Raw genomic sequence first — 14,111 nt, 5'->3', positions numbered from 1 at the left:
GGAGGTTCGGCTTGCGGGCGGTCGAAGTCGATGTGGAACATCCGCGTACGTGCTCTATCGACCAGGCTGTCGTGAGGCGCCATGACGAGACTTTACGGGAGCGGGACCACGTCAGTTGAGATTTCTGCATGCCATTTTTGCGGTGCCGGCTTCCAGATCGAGAGCTGGTTGAGCAGGTCTTGTGCGTTGTCAGAAATGATCAGCGCGTCCCGGTAGACGCCTCGGAGAAATCCTGCGTCTACGCTGGCATAGATCATCGCGATGAGGGGATCCCAGAAACCGTCGACGTTGTACAGGGCGACGGGCTTGTTGTGGATTCCCAACTGCTGCCAGGTCCAGACTTCAAAGAACTCCTCCAAGGTTCCGGTCCCGCCCGGAAGAGCGATGAAGGCGTCGGACAACTCGGCCATACGCGCCTTACGTTCGTGCATGGTCTCCACGATTTCCAACCTGGTGAGGTCCGGGTGGGCCAATTCTCGGTCGACGAGAGATCCCGGGATGACGCCGATGACGGCACCACCGTGGCTGAGTGCCTCGGTCGCGATGATGCCCATCAAGCCAACATTTCCACCGCCATAAACGATCCCAATCCCTTGTTCAGCCAACGTGCGAGCGAGTGTGGCAACCCCTTCAGCGAACACGGGGCTGTGACCGGATGCAGATCCAGTGAAGATTGCGATCTGCATTATGCGGCCAGAGCGGGAAACACGAAGTCCGTTAACAACGGTGCAAGTGGAAACTCCGGTTCGGCCGTGGCGGTGGGATCTATCCATCGCAGTTCAACAATTTCTGCTGACGATATCGGCGTGATGACAACAGTGCTGAGGTAGACGGTCGCGTCGACGAGCGTGTCCAGCTCGTTTGCGGCTGCTCCCGTCCAGCTACCCAGCAAGGCGAGGTCTTCCGACCTGACCGTCACGCCCAGCTCTTCGTGAACTTGCCGGAGAGCGGCTGCCCCCGAGCCTTCCCCGGGCTCGAATTTGCCGCCGGGCAGCATGAAATAGCTGGTGGCACGCTTTCGGACGGTGAGTATCCTGTCGGCGGCGTCGCGAAAGCACACCGCAGCGACAACGAGCGTTTGAGTAGCCATCCGGCCACGCTACCAACCCTCCATCACCCAAGGCGCGTCCAGCAGGAGGTTCCCCTGTGCAACGAAGAGCGAGGCCGGCCCTGACTCTGCGACTGGCCCAAATCCGTGTCGCTCAACGTCCGGCTTGCGGCGCTCCGTGGGGTCGACTCGTTCTAGTTAGGGTGAGACATGGCCCTAGATCCGGTTACGTTGCTCGCTGGTCCTCGCGGGAGGCGGCTGTGCCTCGAACTTGCGCGAGAACTCCTCGATGACACGCAAGAAGCGGACCAGTTGCGCCAAGCGCTTTTCTACGCTGCACACGAGCTCGACCCAGGCCGTGGCAACTCGAGAGTCCTCTTCGGGCCAGGTGCTGAGCAGTCCTCGCAGCCAAGTCACTCACCCGAGGACGTAGCGCGACTGCTGGCAGTTGTCCCGCTCTCTGAGCCGGGTGAACGTGCCATCCTGCAGGCCCTTGGCGCCGCAGTGGATAATGCCCGCTACTGGCAGGAGCCCGATGGGGAGGATGTTCTCGCTGCAACTCCGGAGCTTGACGTGCCATTGGCCCGCGTCGCCACGCTTCTTTCAAACTCGCTGCACTGCGACTGGTGGACTGCGCCGCTTGCCCCCGACGCGCAATGGGTAGTGGACTTCTTGGAGACTCCAGCTGGCCCTGCGGCCCAGAAGACTCTCTCAGAGATTCTCGAGCGATGGCACAAGGCGCAGGTCGACGAAGAGGATGACGCGAGCCGCAATCGGCCGGCTGATCCTGGAGCCGCTTGGAGCGGTACTTGGTGGTCCAAGCCACCAAACGGCGTGACTCGCAGCACACGCGCCTTGGGCTTGGTTGGCCCAGCAGGCCTGCAGCTGATCGAGGACAGCATGGGGTGGACAAAGGCCGCCGTGCATCAGATCCACGTTCCCCGTGACGCGCGAGTCTACGAGATCGACAGCCCTCAAGCATGGGCTGAATTGTGCAGGCGATACCCGTTGGAAGCGACAGCTTCGCGCAGACACGACTGGTACCGCACCACCGCCCGCACCGGTCGCTGGGTCATCCCCGACTGGGCGCAAGTCGGACAGGATATTGATGCGATTCACCTGACCGTGACCGGCTACCTCGCCACCGCAGGACGGGCTATTCCCGTCAACGACGACCTGATGACCGTCCTCGCAGGGTGGGACCCCGATCAAACATATTGGCTCACCGAAATCACTCAAGACGAATCGACCCACCAAACGTGGCGGAACGATGACAACGAGGGTTGGACACCTTCCATCGCCCTGTAGGGGTTCCCTTTCGGCGACGCTGGACCTACTGGTCCTTGATGCGGAGGTTCTCGCTTGCCTTGCTCCAGCCCGCTCGATCGGAGACTAAATGCGCGTGCCCCCCCCGGTCAGAAACCGCGAGAGAAGGGCGGCCCAGGACGGCGGCGTTGCTATCGACGTTCCGTTCACCCCGGGCCGCGTTGATGCGCTGGAGGAAGAAACCGACGTGGAGTCGTTCGCGTGGCTGGAACCGGCTGCAGATGGGTTCCGCAACTAGTTGTACCCAGCCATGACGTTGGTGACTTAAGGGGTTGAAAAAGGAAGGACCTCCGGTGCTTAGTGGAGATGTTCAACGTCTCACTTCACAACGGAGGTCCTCGTGTCACACATTAACGCCAAGTTGACCGTTCGCGGAAGGGCTCTTTTGGTCGAAAGGGTGCTCGGTGGTCGTCCGGCCGCGCACGTCGCCAAAGAGCTCGGCATCTCCCGCCAGTGCGCGTATCGGTGGGTGCGCCGGTACTGTTCGGAGGGTGAAGCCGGCCTCAGAGACCGGTCCTCACGGCCGCACTCGATGCCCACCCAGACGAGCCCCGAACGTGAGGCAGCGGTCCTCGAGGCCCGCGGCCGGCTGCGCACGGGCCCGGTCCGCATCGCCGCCGATACGGGCGTTCCCGCGCGGACCGTCTCGAGAGTCCTCGCTCGTCATAACGTCCCCGCGCTCTGGGAATGCGACCCGCTGACCGGCGAACGGATCCGCGCTACCCGCGCCACAGCCAACCGGTATGAACGCGCCCGCCCCGGCGAAATGCTCCATATCGACGTGAAGAAGCTCGGGCGTATCGCCGAAGGCGGCGGCTGGCGGGCCCAACCCGGACAGACCAGGGCCAACCACACAGCCGGTCACGTGCGCGTCGGCTACGACTACGTGCACGCCGTCATCGACGATCACACCCGCCTCGCCTACGCCGAAGTGCACCCCGACGAAAAGGGCACCACCGCGGCCGGCGTTCTCCTGCGCGCTGCGGCATTCTTCGCCAGCTGCGGCATCCCCAAAATCGAACGAGTCCTCTCCGACAACGCCTTCGCCTACCGAAACTCCCAAGCGTTCAAAGACGCCGTCGCGACCCTCGGTGCGCAGCAACGCTTCATCAAACCGCACTGCCCCTGGACCAACGGCAAGGTCGAACGCTTCAACCGCACCCTGCAAACCGAGTGGGCCTACCGCCAGGTGTTCACCAGCAGCGCCCAACGCACCCAAGCCCTTGACCCCTGGCTCAACTACTACAACACTGAACGCATCCACACCGGCATCGGAACCACCCCGATCAAACGAGTGTCACCAACCTGATGGCTCGGTACAACTAGTACGGTCCCCTCGCATCGATCCCTGCCGAACATCACCTCCTCGACAAGGCAAACCTGCTCACCGTCAGTGCGCCGGAGCTGACCGTACTCATTGGTGGGCTGCGCGTGCTCGGCACGAACTACGACCAGTCGAACTATGGCGTCTTCACGGACAGGCCTGGCGTGCTCAGCAACGACTTCTTTGTGACGTTGCTTGACACCGGCACGAAGTGGACCGCTCTTGATCCGGGCAAGCACGCCTACCAGAGCAGCGACTACGCCACCGGCGCGGCCACCGTCACCGGTACGCGCGTCGACCTGCTCCTCGGCTCGAACTCCGAGCTGCGAGCCGTTGCCGAGGTGTATGCCAGCGACGACGCGAAGACGAAGTTCGTGCAGGACTTCCCTGCAGCGTGGGTCAAGGTCGTGGAACTGGACCGCTTCGACCTGAAGTAATTCCATGCCCCCGGACGCCCTGACAACAGCGGTGTCCGGGGTCGTGCGGGACTGCATCCGTTCAGAGACACGCACACAAAGAAACGCTCCTGAGATTGTCAAAAGCGTTTTTTGTGCGCTCCGCGCCAGCCGCTATCACCAGCCGCGCTCTTTCCACTCCGCGAGGCTGCCGCGCTGGGCTCCCAGCGTAGTGCCGTCACCATGGCCGGGGTGCACGAGCGTGTCATCGGGGAGTCGGTCGAAAATGCGAGTGACCACGTCGGTGTAAAGCGCTGAGAATCGCGCCGCGTCGTCGTTGGTGTTTCCCAACCCGCCGGGAAAGAGCGAATCACCCGTGAACAGATGCGCGGGACCCTGAGGATCGCGGTAAAGCAGAGCAATTGATCCGGGAGTGTGTCCGCGCAGGTGGATGACCTCAAGGTCAATGTCATCAATTGACCGCACGTCCCTGTGGTGCAGGGGAACGTCGGTCGGCACGGCAATGTCCGCGACGTCGTCGAGACCGGCAGCGGTTGGTGCCTGTGTGGCCTCCCTGAGCTCAGCCAGCGCCCGCACATGGTCCCAGTGCGAGTGCGTGGTGACAATGAGGCCCAGCTTGGCGTCAGCGCTCGTGTCGCTCTGGGCCCCGGCGAGGAGCGCGAGGATGGCAGGGGCGTCGTCTGCCGCGTCGATAAGAACCTGCGCGCCGGTGGTTTTCGAGGTGAGCAGGTAGACGTTATTGCTCATCTCGGATACGGCGATGCTGCGCACCGTGAGGTTGGTGAGATCGTACATAGTCCTTCTCCTGTTATCGGTGGCGGGGCTCATTCATGATCGATGCAGCATGGGGAGCCCCCGCACAGTGGGGCGATCACCTCCGTGAACCTGCTACGAGACGGTCATTTCTCCCATCAGGCCCCAACCGTCAGCAGCGATGCGCTCGCTGATGATTTCCGGGGTCTTCACCAGAGCCTGCGGCATGGTGGCCATGGCTGCAGCAAAGTGAGCGCTTGTCACGTGAGATTCCGCAGCGTCATCCTTAAATGCCTCAATGAGGACGAACTCGTGCGGGTTCTCCACGCTTTGTGACCAGTCAAACCAGAGGTTGCCGCTTTCCTGGCGCGTGGCCTCCGTGAAGCTACGCGTGAGGTCGATCCAGCGATCGCTCCAGTCGGGCTTAACGGTGAACTTGACGACGATAAAAATCATGCGAGGGTCCCTTTCATAGGTTGCTGCCCGGTGCCTGGTGGAGTGTGCTCAACACCAACCGGTCAGCCTGTCTAGTTTAGCCTGAATCCACCGGTCGACCTCAGATTCTGACGGCGCGTTAAACCGAGAATACCCCTCTGATCAGCTAAAATAGTTGTTACTTAGACAAACTATTCAACGATCAAGGAGGCATCTCGTAGATGCAACTTTCTCACACTCACCGGTCCTTTTCTGCATCCTTCGACGACCCCAATCTCGTGTCGTCGGCCGGACTGGTGCCCACGATGGCTCTGGCCGAGAAAACAGGCCTCGGCGCGCTGGTCGATGAGTGGGTGAAACTGCCCGGTTACTTCGGCGCGAATGCCGGCCTGAAAGCGCTGGCACTGGTCGCAGGAATGCTCACCGGCGCCGACTCCATCGACGATATGGCCGTGCTCCGGCACGGCGCTCTCCGGAAATTGTTCACCGGAACCTATGCGCCCTCGACCCTGGGATCGTTCCTGCGCGCGTTCGCTTTTGGCCATGTCCGCCAGCTCGACGCCGCCGCGTCCCGGTGGCTGCAGAACCTCGGCGCCGTCACGCCGATCGTGACCGGTATCGACGACCTCGCCCTGGTCGATATTGACGACACCATCAGGGAAGTGCACGGATATAAGAAGCAAGGCGCCGGGTTTGGCTACTCCGGTGTTCGCGGCCTCAACGCCCTGCTCGCCATCGTCAGCACCGGATCGGCCGCTCCGATCATCGTCAGCTCCCGGCTACGCAAAGGCCCCACCAACTCCGCCCGCGGCGCAAAGAAATTCGTCTCCGACACCCTCGCGACCGTGAAACGACTGCGCAGCCCAACCGCAAAAGGAATGCTTCTCCTCCGAGCCGACAGCGCCTACTACGTCAGCGCCGTCATCCAAGCTGCCCTCCGTGCCGGGGCGATGGTTTCGATCACGGCACGCCTGAATTCATTGGTGAAAGCGGGTATCAGCACCATCCCCGATACCGCGTGGACCCCGATCAAATACACCAATGCGATCTTCGACGACGCCACCGGGCGGTGGATCTCCGACGCGGAAGTCGCCGAAATCCCCTTCACCGCGTTCGGCTCCAAGAAGAAGAGCGAACAAATCCCTGGACGCCTCGTCGTGCGCCGCATCCCGGAACTGAACAAGACCGTCGCCGCCGGGCAAGGCACCCTTTTCGACCTGTTCCGCTTTCACGCGTTCTTCACCACCAGCACCCTGAACACCGTTGACGCCGACAAAACCCACCGCCACCATGCGATCATCGAAAATTTGAACGCCGACATGAAAGCGTCGGCGATGGCGCACTTCCCGTCCGGCGTATTCACGGCCAACGCCGCCTGGCTGGTGCTGGCCTGCATCACGTTCAATCTCACCCGCGCCGCCGGCACCCTCGCCAATCCCGCCCTCGGAAAAGCCGTCACCGCGACCGTTCGCCGCAAACTCATCAACGTCGCCGCCAGAGTATCCACGTCGGCACGACGCGTCACATTGCACCTGCCCGAAAGCTGGCCCTGGGAAGAAGGCTGGTCGGCGCTGTTCACCAGCGTTTGCAACCCGCCCGGCCGCGCCGCCACCTAACCATCGAGCCCGACCGGGCGCAACCAGGAACCCCAGTGGAACACCCAGGCATCAAGGCCCACAGCTCGACCGAGCCCAAAACCCCGAAAAAGGATCGCGCCCAAATCAAGAATTCATCAGAGGCCAACCGGTGGATTCAGGTTCAGCTGAATGACCGGCACGAGGGTCCCAGTAACGGACGTGTTCCTGTGCGCACGGTCATACAGATCGATGATGACGGCGGTTCTCGACTCTCAGGGCGGTCGTCACTGATCCACCACGAGTCTCAACTCAAGCTTGCACTGTTTCGATAGCACAAGATTGTGCTATCTTTACAGCACAAGTACGCAGTTCGCGGACTTGGTTCAATTTTCTGGGGGCTTCGTTAGATGAACTATCTCTTTCTCTTCGTCCACGCCGTTCAAGACCTGCTGCCGCTGGAGGTGGCGATCACCTTTGGCCTTATTTTGTTTGCGTTGTCGTGGGTAAGCCCGCGAAGGATCGTCTCACTTCCGCAGCCAGGGCACCGCACGACCACTTTGATCTGGGCGGGCGTGGCGGGTTCTCTACTCGTGGTCGTTGTCGCCACCGTGCTTAGCGCTCTCAACGTCGCTCTCAATGACGCGTCAGGATTTGACGGTTGGTGGCGACGCCCTGCCCCCCTCGCTGCGGCGACGGCGGTGGTCGCTTTTTCTGCCATCGCGCTGAGACGGATTCCACTTCCTGCGCCGGGGGAACGTCTGGTTGTTCCACGCCGACTGTGGCACGCGTTCGCCTCTCGAACTCTTCTCTGGATCTCCGGCATCGCCGCAGCGCTACTCGCGCTGACTGCCGCGTGGCAGATTGCGATTGCGACGACGGCGCCTGAAGACGCTGAGTTCTTTGGTCACGTTCCCAACTACACCGAGCTGCCGATCTACATGCGCTTCAACAGCGGGTATGGATACTTGTCCGGCGCAGGGTGGCCAAATCAGCTCGCGACGCTTCTGGCGTTGGCTTTGGCTTGCGCCGTGTTCTTCGCTGTGCTGCAGGCCGACGCCAACCGCCCCCTTTTTGCTCGATCGACAGCCGCCAGCGTTCGGTCGGAACGAGAGCTGACGGCGCGATTGTTCACGTTCATCCTGCTCGGAGGGCTCATCACTACCCTCGGAGCCGTGTGGATGCACACCGGTTCTATGGGTACCGCAATGGTCGGGCTGGACGAGGAATGGGTTTCCGCGAACGCGTCCTTCCCTCGCATCTTCGTTTCGGGGGGATACGACATGATTGCCCGGCCGATGAACCTTCTCGGATATGCGCTCCAGGCAGGCGGAGTGGCCTTCTTGCTCCGGCTTGCCGTGGACACGGTCCGAGCCGCGCGTGCGAACCGTCTCGCGTCTTCTGCCGCGTCCGAACCTGAAGTATCCGCTTCCGGACCGCGCCGATGACCCGGACTACGCCAAGCTCGGCGGACGAGATCGACGCACTGTTCCGCGGAGCAATCCGCTCCGGACAGTTAGGCGACGGCGAACGCCTGCCCACAGTCCGACAGACTGCTCACGATTTCAGTGTGGCACAAGCCACCGCAGCCAAGGCGTATAAGTCTCTCGAGCGTGACGGACTTATCGTCACCCGCACAGCCGCAGGCACGCGCGTTGCGCCCGGCGCGTCCCGAGCGCCACAGGTCGTGATCGAGCACGCCCGTTCACTCGCGGAAGCTAGCGAGGACACCCACGTCTCCCTCGACGACACCATCGCGATCCTCCGCTCAGTCTGGCCAGTCGAGGGGACGCCCCCGCCCGTATGACGTTCGCCTTGCGGGCGCTTACGCAGCCGTCTGGTCAACGTCCCGGAGCGTTAGAGGAGGCAGACTTGCTGGGAGGGACTAGCGTGCCGACGACGTGGCCATAGGAATGCCACGCGGCTGAGGAATGTGGCAGTCACGCCCACCACTTGACCTTGAGGGTGGAGATATTGCAGGGCTATTCAGTTTCGAAGAACGGTGAATCTGCCGGCCAAAGCTCTCCGCCCATACCTGTCTGGGCGGTCATTAGGTCTTCGGGGTTTTCGCTTCCAACAACCCACAGATCACCCACGAGGAAGAGGCCAGTCTCGGGACTGGCTTCGTTCAGTTGCAAGAGGCCGTCCAGGTCAGCCTGAGTGGCGAAGGTATTGAGACCGTTTTCGGTGTCGCGGCAGGCGCCCGATTCAAACGAACCAGACATGACGTTCTCTGTGATTACCCATTCACAGGGCAGTCCCGTGGCGATGTAGGCCTCGTGAAGTTCGTCCAAGGTCAGCGTCGACGGCGGTGCGGAATTTGTCAAGGTGGATGAGGCCAGTGGGAGTTTAGGCGGCTAGTTCGAGCCCTTCATTCTCGATAGGTTTGGGGGCTGGTTTATTGATCCATGCCGTCTTGGGAATGGACAGGATCTGCGGCGCCTTGTTGGTGCTGAATCGCTCTGGGAAGCGTGCGCGTGCCGCGTCCAGCGTCGCTGCCCGTTCGATGGCCTTCGCCTCGGCGAGGCCGTAATGAACGTCTGCTGGCGTGTTGAGGCCGATCCCGGAATGGCGATGCTCGTGGTTGTAGCCGTCGACGAACGAGGCCATGAACGTCTTCGCGTCGGCAAGGGAGCCGAAGCGTTCGGGGAACGTCGGAGCGAACTTCAGGGTCTTGAACCAGGCCTCGCTGTAGGGATTATCGTTACTCACCCGAGGCCTCGAGTGCGATTTGGTGACCTCCAAGTCAGACAACAGCGCCGCGACGGTCTTGGACGTCATCGACGTGCCGCGGTCGGCGTGAACGACCTGAGGGACGCCGTGAATGCCGAAGATCTCCTTCATCATCTCCACCGCCAGCTCGCCGGATTCCGACGCGTGAACATAGGCGCCGACGATGTAGCGGGAGTAAATATCGATCATCACGTAAGCATCGAAGTACTTGCCCTTGATCGGGCCGGCGAGTTTCGTAATATCCCAGCTGAGTACCTGGCCGGGTCCCGTCGCCGTCAGTTCCGGGATCGCCCGGGCAGGATGGCGCGCCTGGCGGCGGCGGTCCTTGACCTGCTGATTCTCGTTCAACACCCGATACATCGTTGATATGGAGCACAAGTACGTGTCTGCGTCGAGCAGTTGGGCGTAGATCTGGATCGGCGGCAGGTCAACGAACGGCTGTGAATTGACGACGTCAAGGATCTCGCGGCGGCCGGTGTCGCCGATCTTGTTCGCCGGAATCAGCGCCGGCCGGGCCACGGGAATGCGTCGTTTCCTTGTGGCTGTCGCTCGAGGGATTCCGACCAGGTCGGCCGCGACGCGAGTGTTGATTCCTCGGCTGGCCAGTTCGCGGTAGGCGGTCATTACGGCAACGCGCACGGTGTTTCGTCCCGCGAGCTCTTCGAAAGACTTTCGAGTAGCTCGTGCATTTTTGACATGATCTCCAACGCCACCCCCGTCGTTTCCAACCGCTGCTCGGTCTTGCTCAACTGGCGGCGCAGCCGGGCGATTTCGGCTTGCTCCGGAGTTAACCGGCCAATCTTTTCACCGGGCTTCTTGCCTGCGAGGACGCCCGCGTCGCGCAGTTTTCGCCATTCGGTGATCTGCGAGGAGTAGAGCCCTTCGGTGCGCAGATAAGTGCCGCCCTCGTTGTTCTTGATGGCCGTGTCATACGCGGCGAGGTAGGCAAGCTTCTGCGCTGGGGTGAATGACCTTCTCGAGGTCGGGCCACCAGCTCGGGGTCCGGGACTACTCATATGACTATCGTCGCGCACTGCGCTCAAAGACGGACTGGACATGGTGATGATTCCTGATTCTCGCCCTACGTCAAACGGCGGACTTGCTCTGAGGTACTGGCCTCACCCAACCCTGACACGTAGGGGTGCTGCGGACGGCGTCATCACTTCGGCCGTTGGTGTTGCGACTGCCGCTTCCGAGGATTCAGGCGCTGAAGAGGACGTGTAGCCAGAGAGAGCAGCGAGAACGATCGCAGTGGCCACTAAAGCTATTGAAGTGCGGATGATTACCCCCGAGTAGATCAGGGCGAAGGAGCGCCCGACTCGATTGAGAGACTACCGAGCTTCAAGAATGACTCCGCAGAGCCATCGGGAGCGGAGGTCGTGGGACGAATAGCGGCGGTAGGAGTGATCCAGCGAGCGGCGCACTCCGATCGCTCGAGGACGTTGGTGCGGATGAATCGTCTTCCTGTCCCATAAGCCGTTCGCCTTGCGGATCCATGACAAGGCGAAGGCGGGCAGGAACTGCAATAGAGTCGACGCAGGATGAAAAGCAGGATGGCAATGACGCGGTCTATCAGCATTTCTCTGATCGTGGTCGGTGTTATCGCTGCTCTCTGCGTAGTCGCCTTGGCTTGGTTGTCGGCCACGTACGGCGGACTCGATTACAAGTGCCTCGTGGAAGGACCACGGCGGGTGTCCGCCCCTTTCGCGGTCACGTCGGAAGCCGTGCGGGTGCATGGATCTTTCTCCTGGTGGCCGTTAGGGCGAACCTGTAACTGGCAGCGTGCAGACGGTCAAGGCTTTGTGACGGCCGGCCCCGGCTGGACCACCACGATCACATTCCTGGTGTGTGCCGCCGTTGCATCCGTTGGTGGAGTCCTCATCGCCATCGGAAATGCGCGGACGCGCTCCTTGGCCGCAGCGGGACGCCAAGGCATTCCCGGCTAGGCGTCCCGCAAGACGTTCCTGTTGTGGGATCACTTATCGGGATTCATATATCTCGCGACGATGTCCGAGTCGGAGGACGAGCACGATCAACAGGTCGTCGTGAATCTCGTAAATGATGCGGTAGTCACCCGTTCGAACCCGCCATTCGCCAGAGCCTCCGACGAGTTGGAGTGCTTTGGGCGGCCGCGGATCGTCGGCCAAGAGGTCGATCGCTGCTTGAACTCTCCGGCGGACCTGCGGATCGAACTTGCGCAGTTGCCGTTCGGCGGCTGGTGCGATCGTCACCGAGTAAGTCATACGAGGCCGAGGTCCGCCTTCACCTGTTCCCAAGGTGTCGGTTCGCTTTTCGTGCGACGCATCTCTTCACGCGATTCCTCAGCGGCACGAATATCGGCCATGTCTTCGGCCAATTCAATGAGGCGCTCTAAATCGTCGACGTCGATAACAGCCGCGACTCGCCGCCCGCGGCGAGACAAGAAGACCGGCTGGTGCTCGGTGCGAGCGCGGTCGATGATCGATGCGAGCTGGTCGCGTGCATCGGAGACGCTGACAGGGACTGTGGTCGACATGCATCAATCGTACATTTCACCTACCTGATGTACAAGAGATCTTCAAATGTACAACTGGCCTCCCGCTCAGGGTTCGGTTTACGGGCACCTCAGTGCAGACGTCAACAGGGTTGACTCAACGCGATTCGGTCCCGTTGGAGGTCCCTTGGGTTCTTGCGGAAAACTAACCGACGTCGCTCGGACCGTTCCCCGGTCGGGTGGCGATAAGTCGTCTGCATGGCTTTCCGAATCGACTCTTTAGGTTCATTCGAAAAGTTAGCTGATCGCCGATCGTGCGCCGCGCCAAGCAGCCACGACTGACCATGCCAGGAAGAGCAACAGAATTGCGATGAGGATAGCGTTGGCTTCCGGGATGAATTGTGCCACTCCCGCAGTGATAGCAACAAGTGCGAAGCCAATCCACGACGGCAAACGGGCGGCCTTGTGGCCAGCTGTCCATGCGGCATCACTGGTCATTGTCGGCGGGATTCTGATTCCGATGAAACCGTTCCGACTAATTCTGCCGGAGGCTGCCAGCTGTGTCACGACAACGACAAGGAGCATAGCGGCGGCGAGGACGTAGGCGACACTATTCGTGCCGTATGTGTAGCTCATAACCTCAGGGTAGCGAGGCCGACCGAAACGAAGCGATCGCAGCCAACATCACGCCCCACTCTTTGACATCGCCGACCGTGGTCTTCTTCTGTCCAGCCCTATCATCCCGTAGGCCGTTCGGCTTGCGGGCGGTCGAAGTCGATGTGGAACATCCGCGTACGTGCTCTATCGACCAGGCTGTCGTTAGGCGCGATGACGAGACCCTACGGGAGCGGGACCACGTCAGTTGAGATTTTTGCATGCCATTTTTGCGGTGCCGGCTTCCAGATCGAGAGCTGGTTGAGCAGGTCTTGTGCGTTGTCAGAAATGATCAGCGCGTCCCGGTAGACGGCTCGGAGAAATCCTGCGTCTACGCTGGCATAGATCATCGCGATGAGGGGATCCCAGAAACCGTCGACGTTGTACAGGGCGACGGGCTTGTTGTGGATTCCCAACTGCTGCCAGGTCCAGACTTCAAAGAACTCCTCCAAGGTTCCGGTCCCGCCGGAAGAGCGATGAAGGCGTCGGACAACTCGGCCATACGCGCCTTACGTTCGTGCATGGTCTCCACGATTTCCAACCTGGTGAGGTCCGGGTGGGCCAGTTCTCGGTCGACGAGAGATCCCGGGATGACGCCGATGACGGCACCACCGTGGCTGAGTGCCTCGGTCGCGATGATGCCCATCAAGCCAACATTTCCACCGCCATAAACGATCCCAATCCCTTGTTCAGCCAACGTGCGAGCGAGTGTGGCAACCCCTTCAGCGAACACGGGGCTGTGACCGGATGCAGATCCGGTGAAGATTGCGATCTGCATTATGCGGCCAGAGCGGGAAACACGAAGTCCGTTAACAACGGTGCAAGTGGAAACTCCGGTTCGGCTGTGGCGGTGGGATCTATCCATCGCAGTTCAACAATTTCTGCTGACGATATCGGCGTGATGACAACAATGCTGAGGTAGATGGTCGCGTCGACGAGTGTGTCCAGCTCGTTTGCGGCTGCTCCCGTCCAGCTACCCAGCAAGGCGAGGTCTTCGGACCTGATCGTCACTCCCAGCTCTTCGTGAACTTCCCGGAGAGCGGCTGCCCCAGAACCTTCCCCGGGCTCGAATTTGCCGCCGGGCAGCATGAAATAGCTGGTGCCGCGCTTTCGGACGGTGAGTATCCTGTCTGCGGCGTCGCGAAAGCAGACCGCAGCGACAACGAGCGTTTGAGTAGTCATCCGGTCACGCTACCAACCCTCGATCGCCCAAGGCGCGTCCCGCAGGAGGTTCCCTTCTGACACGGCCTCAGGGTGTTGGGCAGATACGTAGATCAGCCCTAGATCTGTCGCAGTAGCCCTCCGGCTAACGGACACTCCACGACTCGGAGTTGCCTTCACAGGTTGGGCACCCCGCCAGGCGACTGCGCGGGTC

General features: G+C 61.2%; 17 protein-coding genes and 2 pseudogenes. 8 read left to right on the top strand and 11 right to left on the bottom strand.

Annotated features, from left to right (window positions below):
- Positions 1–92: 92 nt before the first annotated feature.
- Together BJ997_RS03525 and BJ997_RS03520 are read right to left on the bottom strand one after the other, a co-directional pair.
- The gene (locus BJ997_RS03525) at positions 93–686 is read right to left on the bottom strand and encodes an LOG family protein (RefSeq protein WP_035840301.1); all 594 of its coding nucleotides are present in this window, start codon (positions 684–686) and stop codon (positions 93–95) included.
- Positions 686–1,090 carry an NUDIX hydrolase gene (locus BJ997_RS03520; RefSeq protein ID WP_035840302.1) on the bottom strand — a complete coding sequence of 135 codons (405 nt, stop codon included), beginning with the start codon at positions 1,088–1,090 and terminating at the stop codon, positions 686–688. Before BJ997_RS03520 ends, BJ997_RS03525 begins: the two co-directional genes overlap by 1 nt.
- 462 nt (positions 1,091–1,552) lie before the next feature.
- Here BJ997_RS03520 and BJ997_RS03515 point away from each other — a divergent pair, with 462 nt between their 5' ends.
- The 4 genes and pseudogenes from BJ997_RS03515 to BJ997_RS03500 form a co-directional block, all read left to right on the top strand.
- Positions 1,553–2,356: a hypothetical protein gene (locus BJ997_RS03515; RefSeq protein WP_152602358.1), complete on the top strand. Its 804-nt coding sequence runs from the start codon at positions 1,553–1,555 to the stop codon at positions 2,354–2,356.
- A gap of 88 nt (positions 2,357–2,444) precedes the next feature.
- Positions 2,445–2,612, top strand: coding sequence for a hypothetical protein (locus tag BJ997_RS03510; RefSeq protein WP_160175925.1), 168 nt, complete (start codon positions 2,445–2,447; stop codon positions 2,610–2,612).
- A 102-nt stretch (positions 2,613–2,714) separates the two neighbouring features.
- Positions 2,715–3,683, top strand: coding sequence for an IS481 family transposase (locus BJ997_RS03505; RefSeq protein ID WP_183323253.1), 969 nt, complete (start codon positions 2,715–2,717; stop codon positions 3,681–3,683).
- A gap of 20 nt (positions 3,684–3,703) precedes the next feature.
- A pseudogene (locus BJ997_RS03500) lies at positions 3,704–4,135 on the top strand (catalase/peroxidase HPI); the annotation flags it as partial.
- Positions 4,136–4,270: 135 nt separating this feature from the next.
- On the opposite strand, the gene BJ997_RS03495 reads toward BJ997_RS03500, so the two are convergent.
- Together BJ997_RS03495 and BJ997_RS03490 are read right to left on the bottom strand one after the other, a co-directional pair.
- Positions 4,271–4,909: an MBL fold metallo-hydrolase gene (locus tag BJ997_RS03495; RefSeq protein ID WP_035841022.1), complete on the bottom strand. Its 639-nt coding sequence runs from the start codon at positions 4,907–4,909 to the stop codon at positions 4,271–4,273.
- A 93-nt stretch (positions 4,910–5,002) separates the two neighbouring features.
- A complete protein-coding gene (locus tag BJ997_RS03490; protein WP_035841025.1) occupies positions 5,003–5,323 on the bottom strand; it encodes a putative quinol monooxygenase in 321 nt (106 codons plus the stop codon).
- A 200-nt stretch (positions 5,324–5,523) separates the two neighbouring features.
- Here BJ997_RS03490 and BJ997_RS03485 point away from each other — a divergent pair, with 200 nt between their 5' ends.
- The 3 genes from BJ997_RS03485 (at position 5,524) to BJ997_RS03475 (ending at position 8,683) form a co-directional block, all read left to right on the top strand.
- Positions 5,524–6,918, top strand: coding sequence for an IS1380 family transposase (locus tag BJ997_RS03485; protein WP_035841044.1), 1,395 nt, complete (start codon positions 5,524–5,526; stop codon positions 6,916–6,918).
- A 368-nt stretch (positions 6,919–7,286) separates the two neighbouring features.
- Positions 7,287–8,324 carry a hypothetical protein gene (locus tag BJ997_RS03480; protein ID WP_035840955.1) on the top strand — a complete coding sequence of 346 codons (1,038 nt, stop codon included), beginning with the start codon at positions 7,287–7,289 and terminating at the stop codon, positions 8,322–8,324.
- A complete protein-coding gene (locus tag BJ997_RS03475) occupies positions 8,321–8,683 on the top strand; it encodes a GntR family transcriptional regulator (RefSeq protein ID WP_035840952.1) in 363 nt (120 codons plus the stop codon). The genes BJ997_RS03480 and BJ997_RS03475 overlap by 4 nt, the downstream gene beginning before the upstream one ends.
- A gap of 175 nt (positions 8,684–8,858) precedes the next feature.
- Here the strand turns inward: BJ997_RS03475 and BJ997_RS03470 are convergent, their stop codons facing one another.
- Together BJ997_RS03470 and BJ997_RS03465 are read right to left on the bottom strand one after the other, a co-directional pair.
- Positions 8,859–9,203, bottom strand: a complete 345-nt coding sequence (locus BJ997_RS03470) for a hypothetical protein (protein ID WP_183323251.1) — start codon at positions 9,201–9,203, stop codon at positions 8,859–8,861.
- A gap of 22 nt (positions 9,204–9,225) precedes the next feature.
- Positions 9,226–10,625, bottom strand: a protein-coding gene (locus BJ997_RS03465; protein ID WP_183323753.1) for an IS3 family transposase whose coding sequence is annotated in 2 segments (ribosomal slippage) — positions 9,226–10,304 and positions 10,304–10,625 — 1,401 coding nt in all. Because the reading frame shifts where the segments join, the coding sequence is not laid out codon by codon here.
- Between the two features lie 543 nt (positions 10,626–11,168).
- Here BJ997_RS03465 and BJ997_RS03460 point away from each other — a divergent pair.
- On the top strand, positions 11,169–11,555 hold the full coding sequence (locus BJ997_RS03460; protein WP_035840173.1) for a hypothetical protein: 387 nt from the start codon (positions 11,169–11,171) through the stop codon (positions 11,553–11,555).
- 33 nt (positions 11,556–11,588) lie between these two features.
- Here the strand turns inward: BJ997_RS03460 and BJ997_RS03455 are convergent, their stop codons facing one another.
- The 5 genes and pseudogenes from BJ997_RS03455 to BJ997_RS03435 form a co-directional block, all read right to left on the bottom strand.
- Complete coding sequence (locus tag BJ997_RS03455) at positions 11,589–11,852, bottom strand: type II toxin-antitoxin system RelE family toxin (RefSeq protein WP_035840175.1); 264 nt, start codon at positions 11,850–11,852, stop codon at positions 11,589–11,591.
- Positions 11,849–12,124, bottom strand: a complete 276-nt coding sequence (locus BJ997_RS03450; RefSeq protein ID WP_035840177.1) for a type II toxin-antitoxin system Phd/YefM family antitoxin — start codon at positions 12,122–12,124, stop codon at positions 11,849–11,851. Before BJ997_RS03450 ends, BJ997_RS03455 begins: the two co-directional genes overlap by 4 nt.
- A gap of 255 nt (positions 12,125–12,379) precedes the next feature.
- Positions 12,380–12,718, bottom strand: a complete 339-nt coding sequence (locus BJ997_RS03445) for an SdpI family protein (protein ID WP_052542740.1) — start codon at positions 12,716–12,718, stop codon at positions 12,380–12,382.
- A gap of 203 nt (positions 12,719–12,921) precedes the next feature.
- A pseudogene (locus tag BJ997_RS03440) lies at positions 12,922–13,514 on the bottom strand (LOG family protein).
- On the bottom strand, positions 13,514–13,918 hold the full coding sequence (locus tag BJ997_RS03435) for an NUDIX hydrolase (RefSeq protein WP_035840179.1): 405 nt from the start codon (positions 13,916–13,918) through the stop codon (positions 13,514–13,516). Before BJ997_RS03435 ends, BJ997_RS03440 begins: the two are co-directional and overlap by 1 nt.
- Between the last annotated feature and the right edge of the window lie 193 nt (positions 13,919–14,111).

The organism is Cryobacterium roopkundense, assembly GCF_014200405.1.
Classification (GTDB): Bacteria; Actinomycetota; Actinomycetes; order Actinomycetales; family Microbacteriaceae; genus Cryobacterium; species Cryobacterium roopkundense.
Note: the sequence above shows the minus strand (reverse complement) of the source record. Positions and strands in the feature narration are given on the sequence as shown.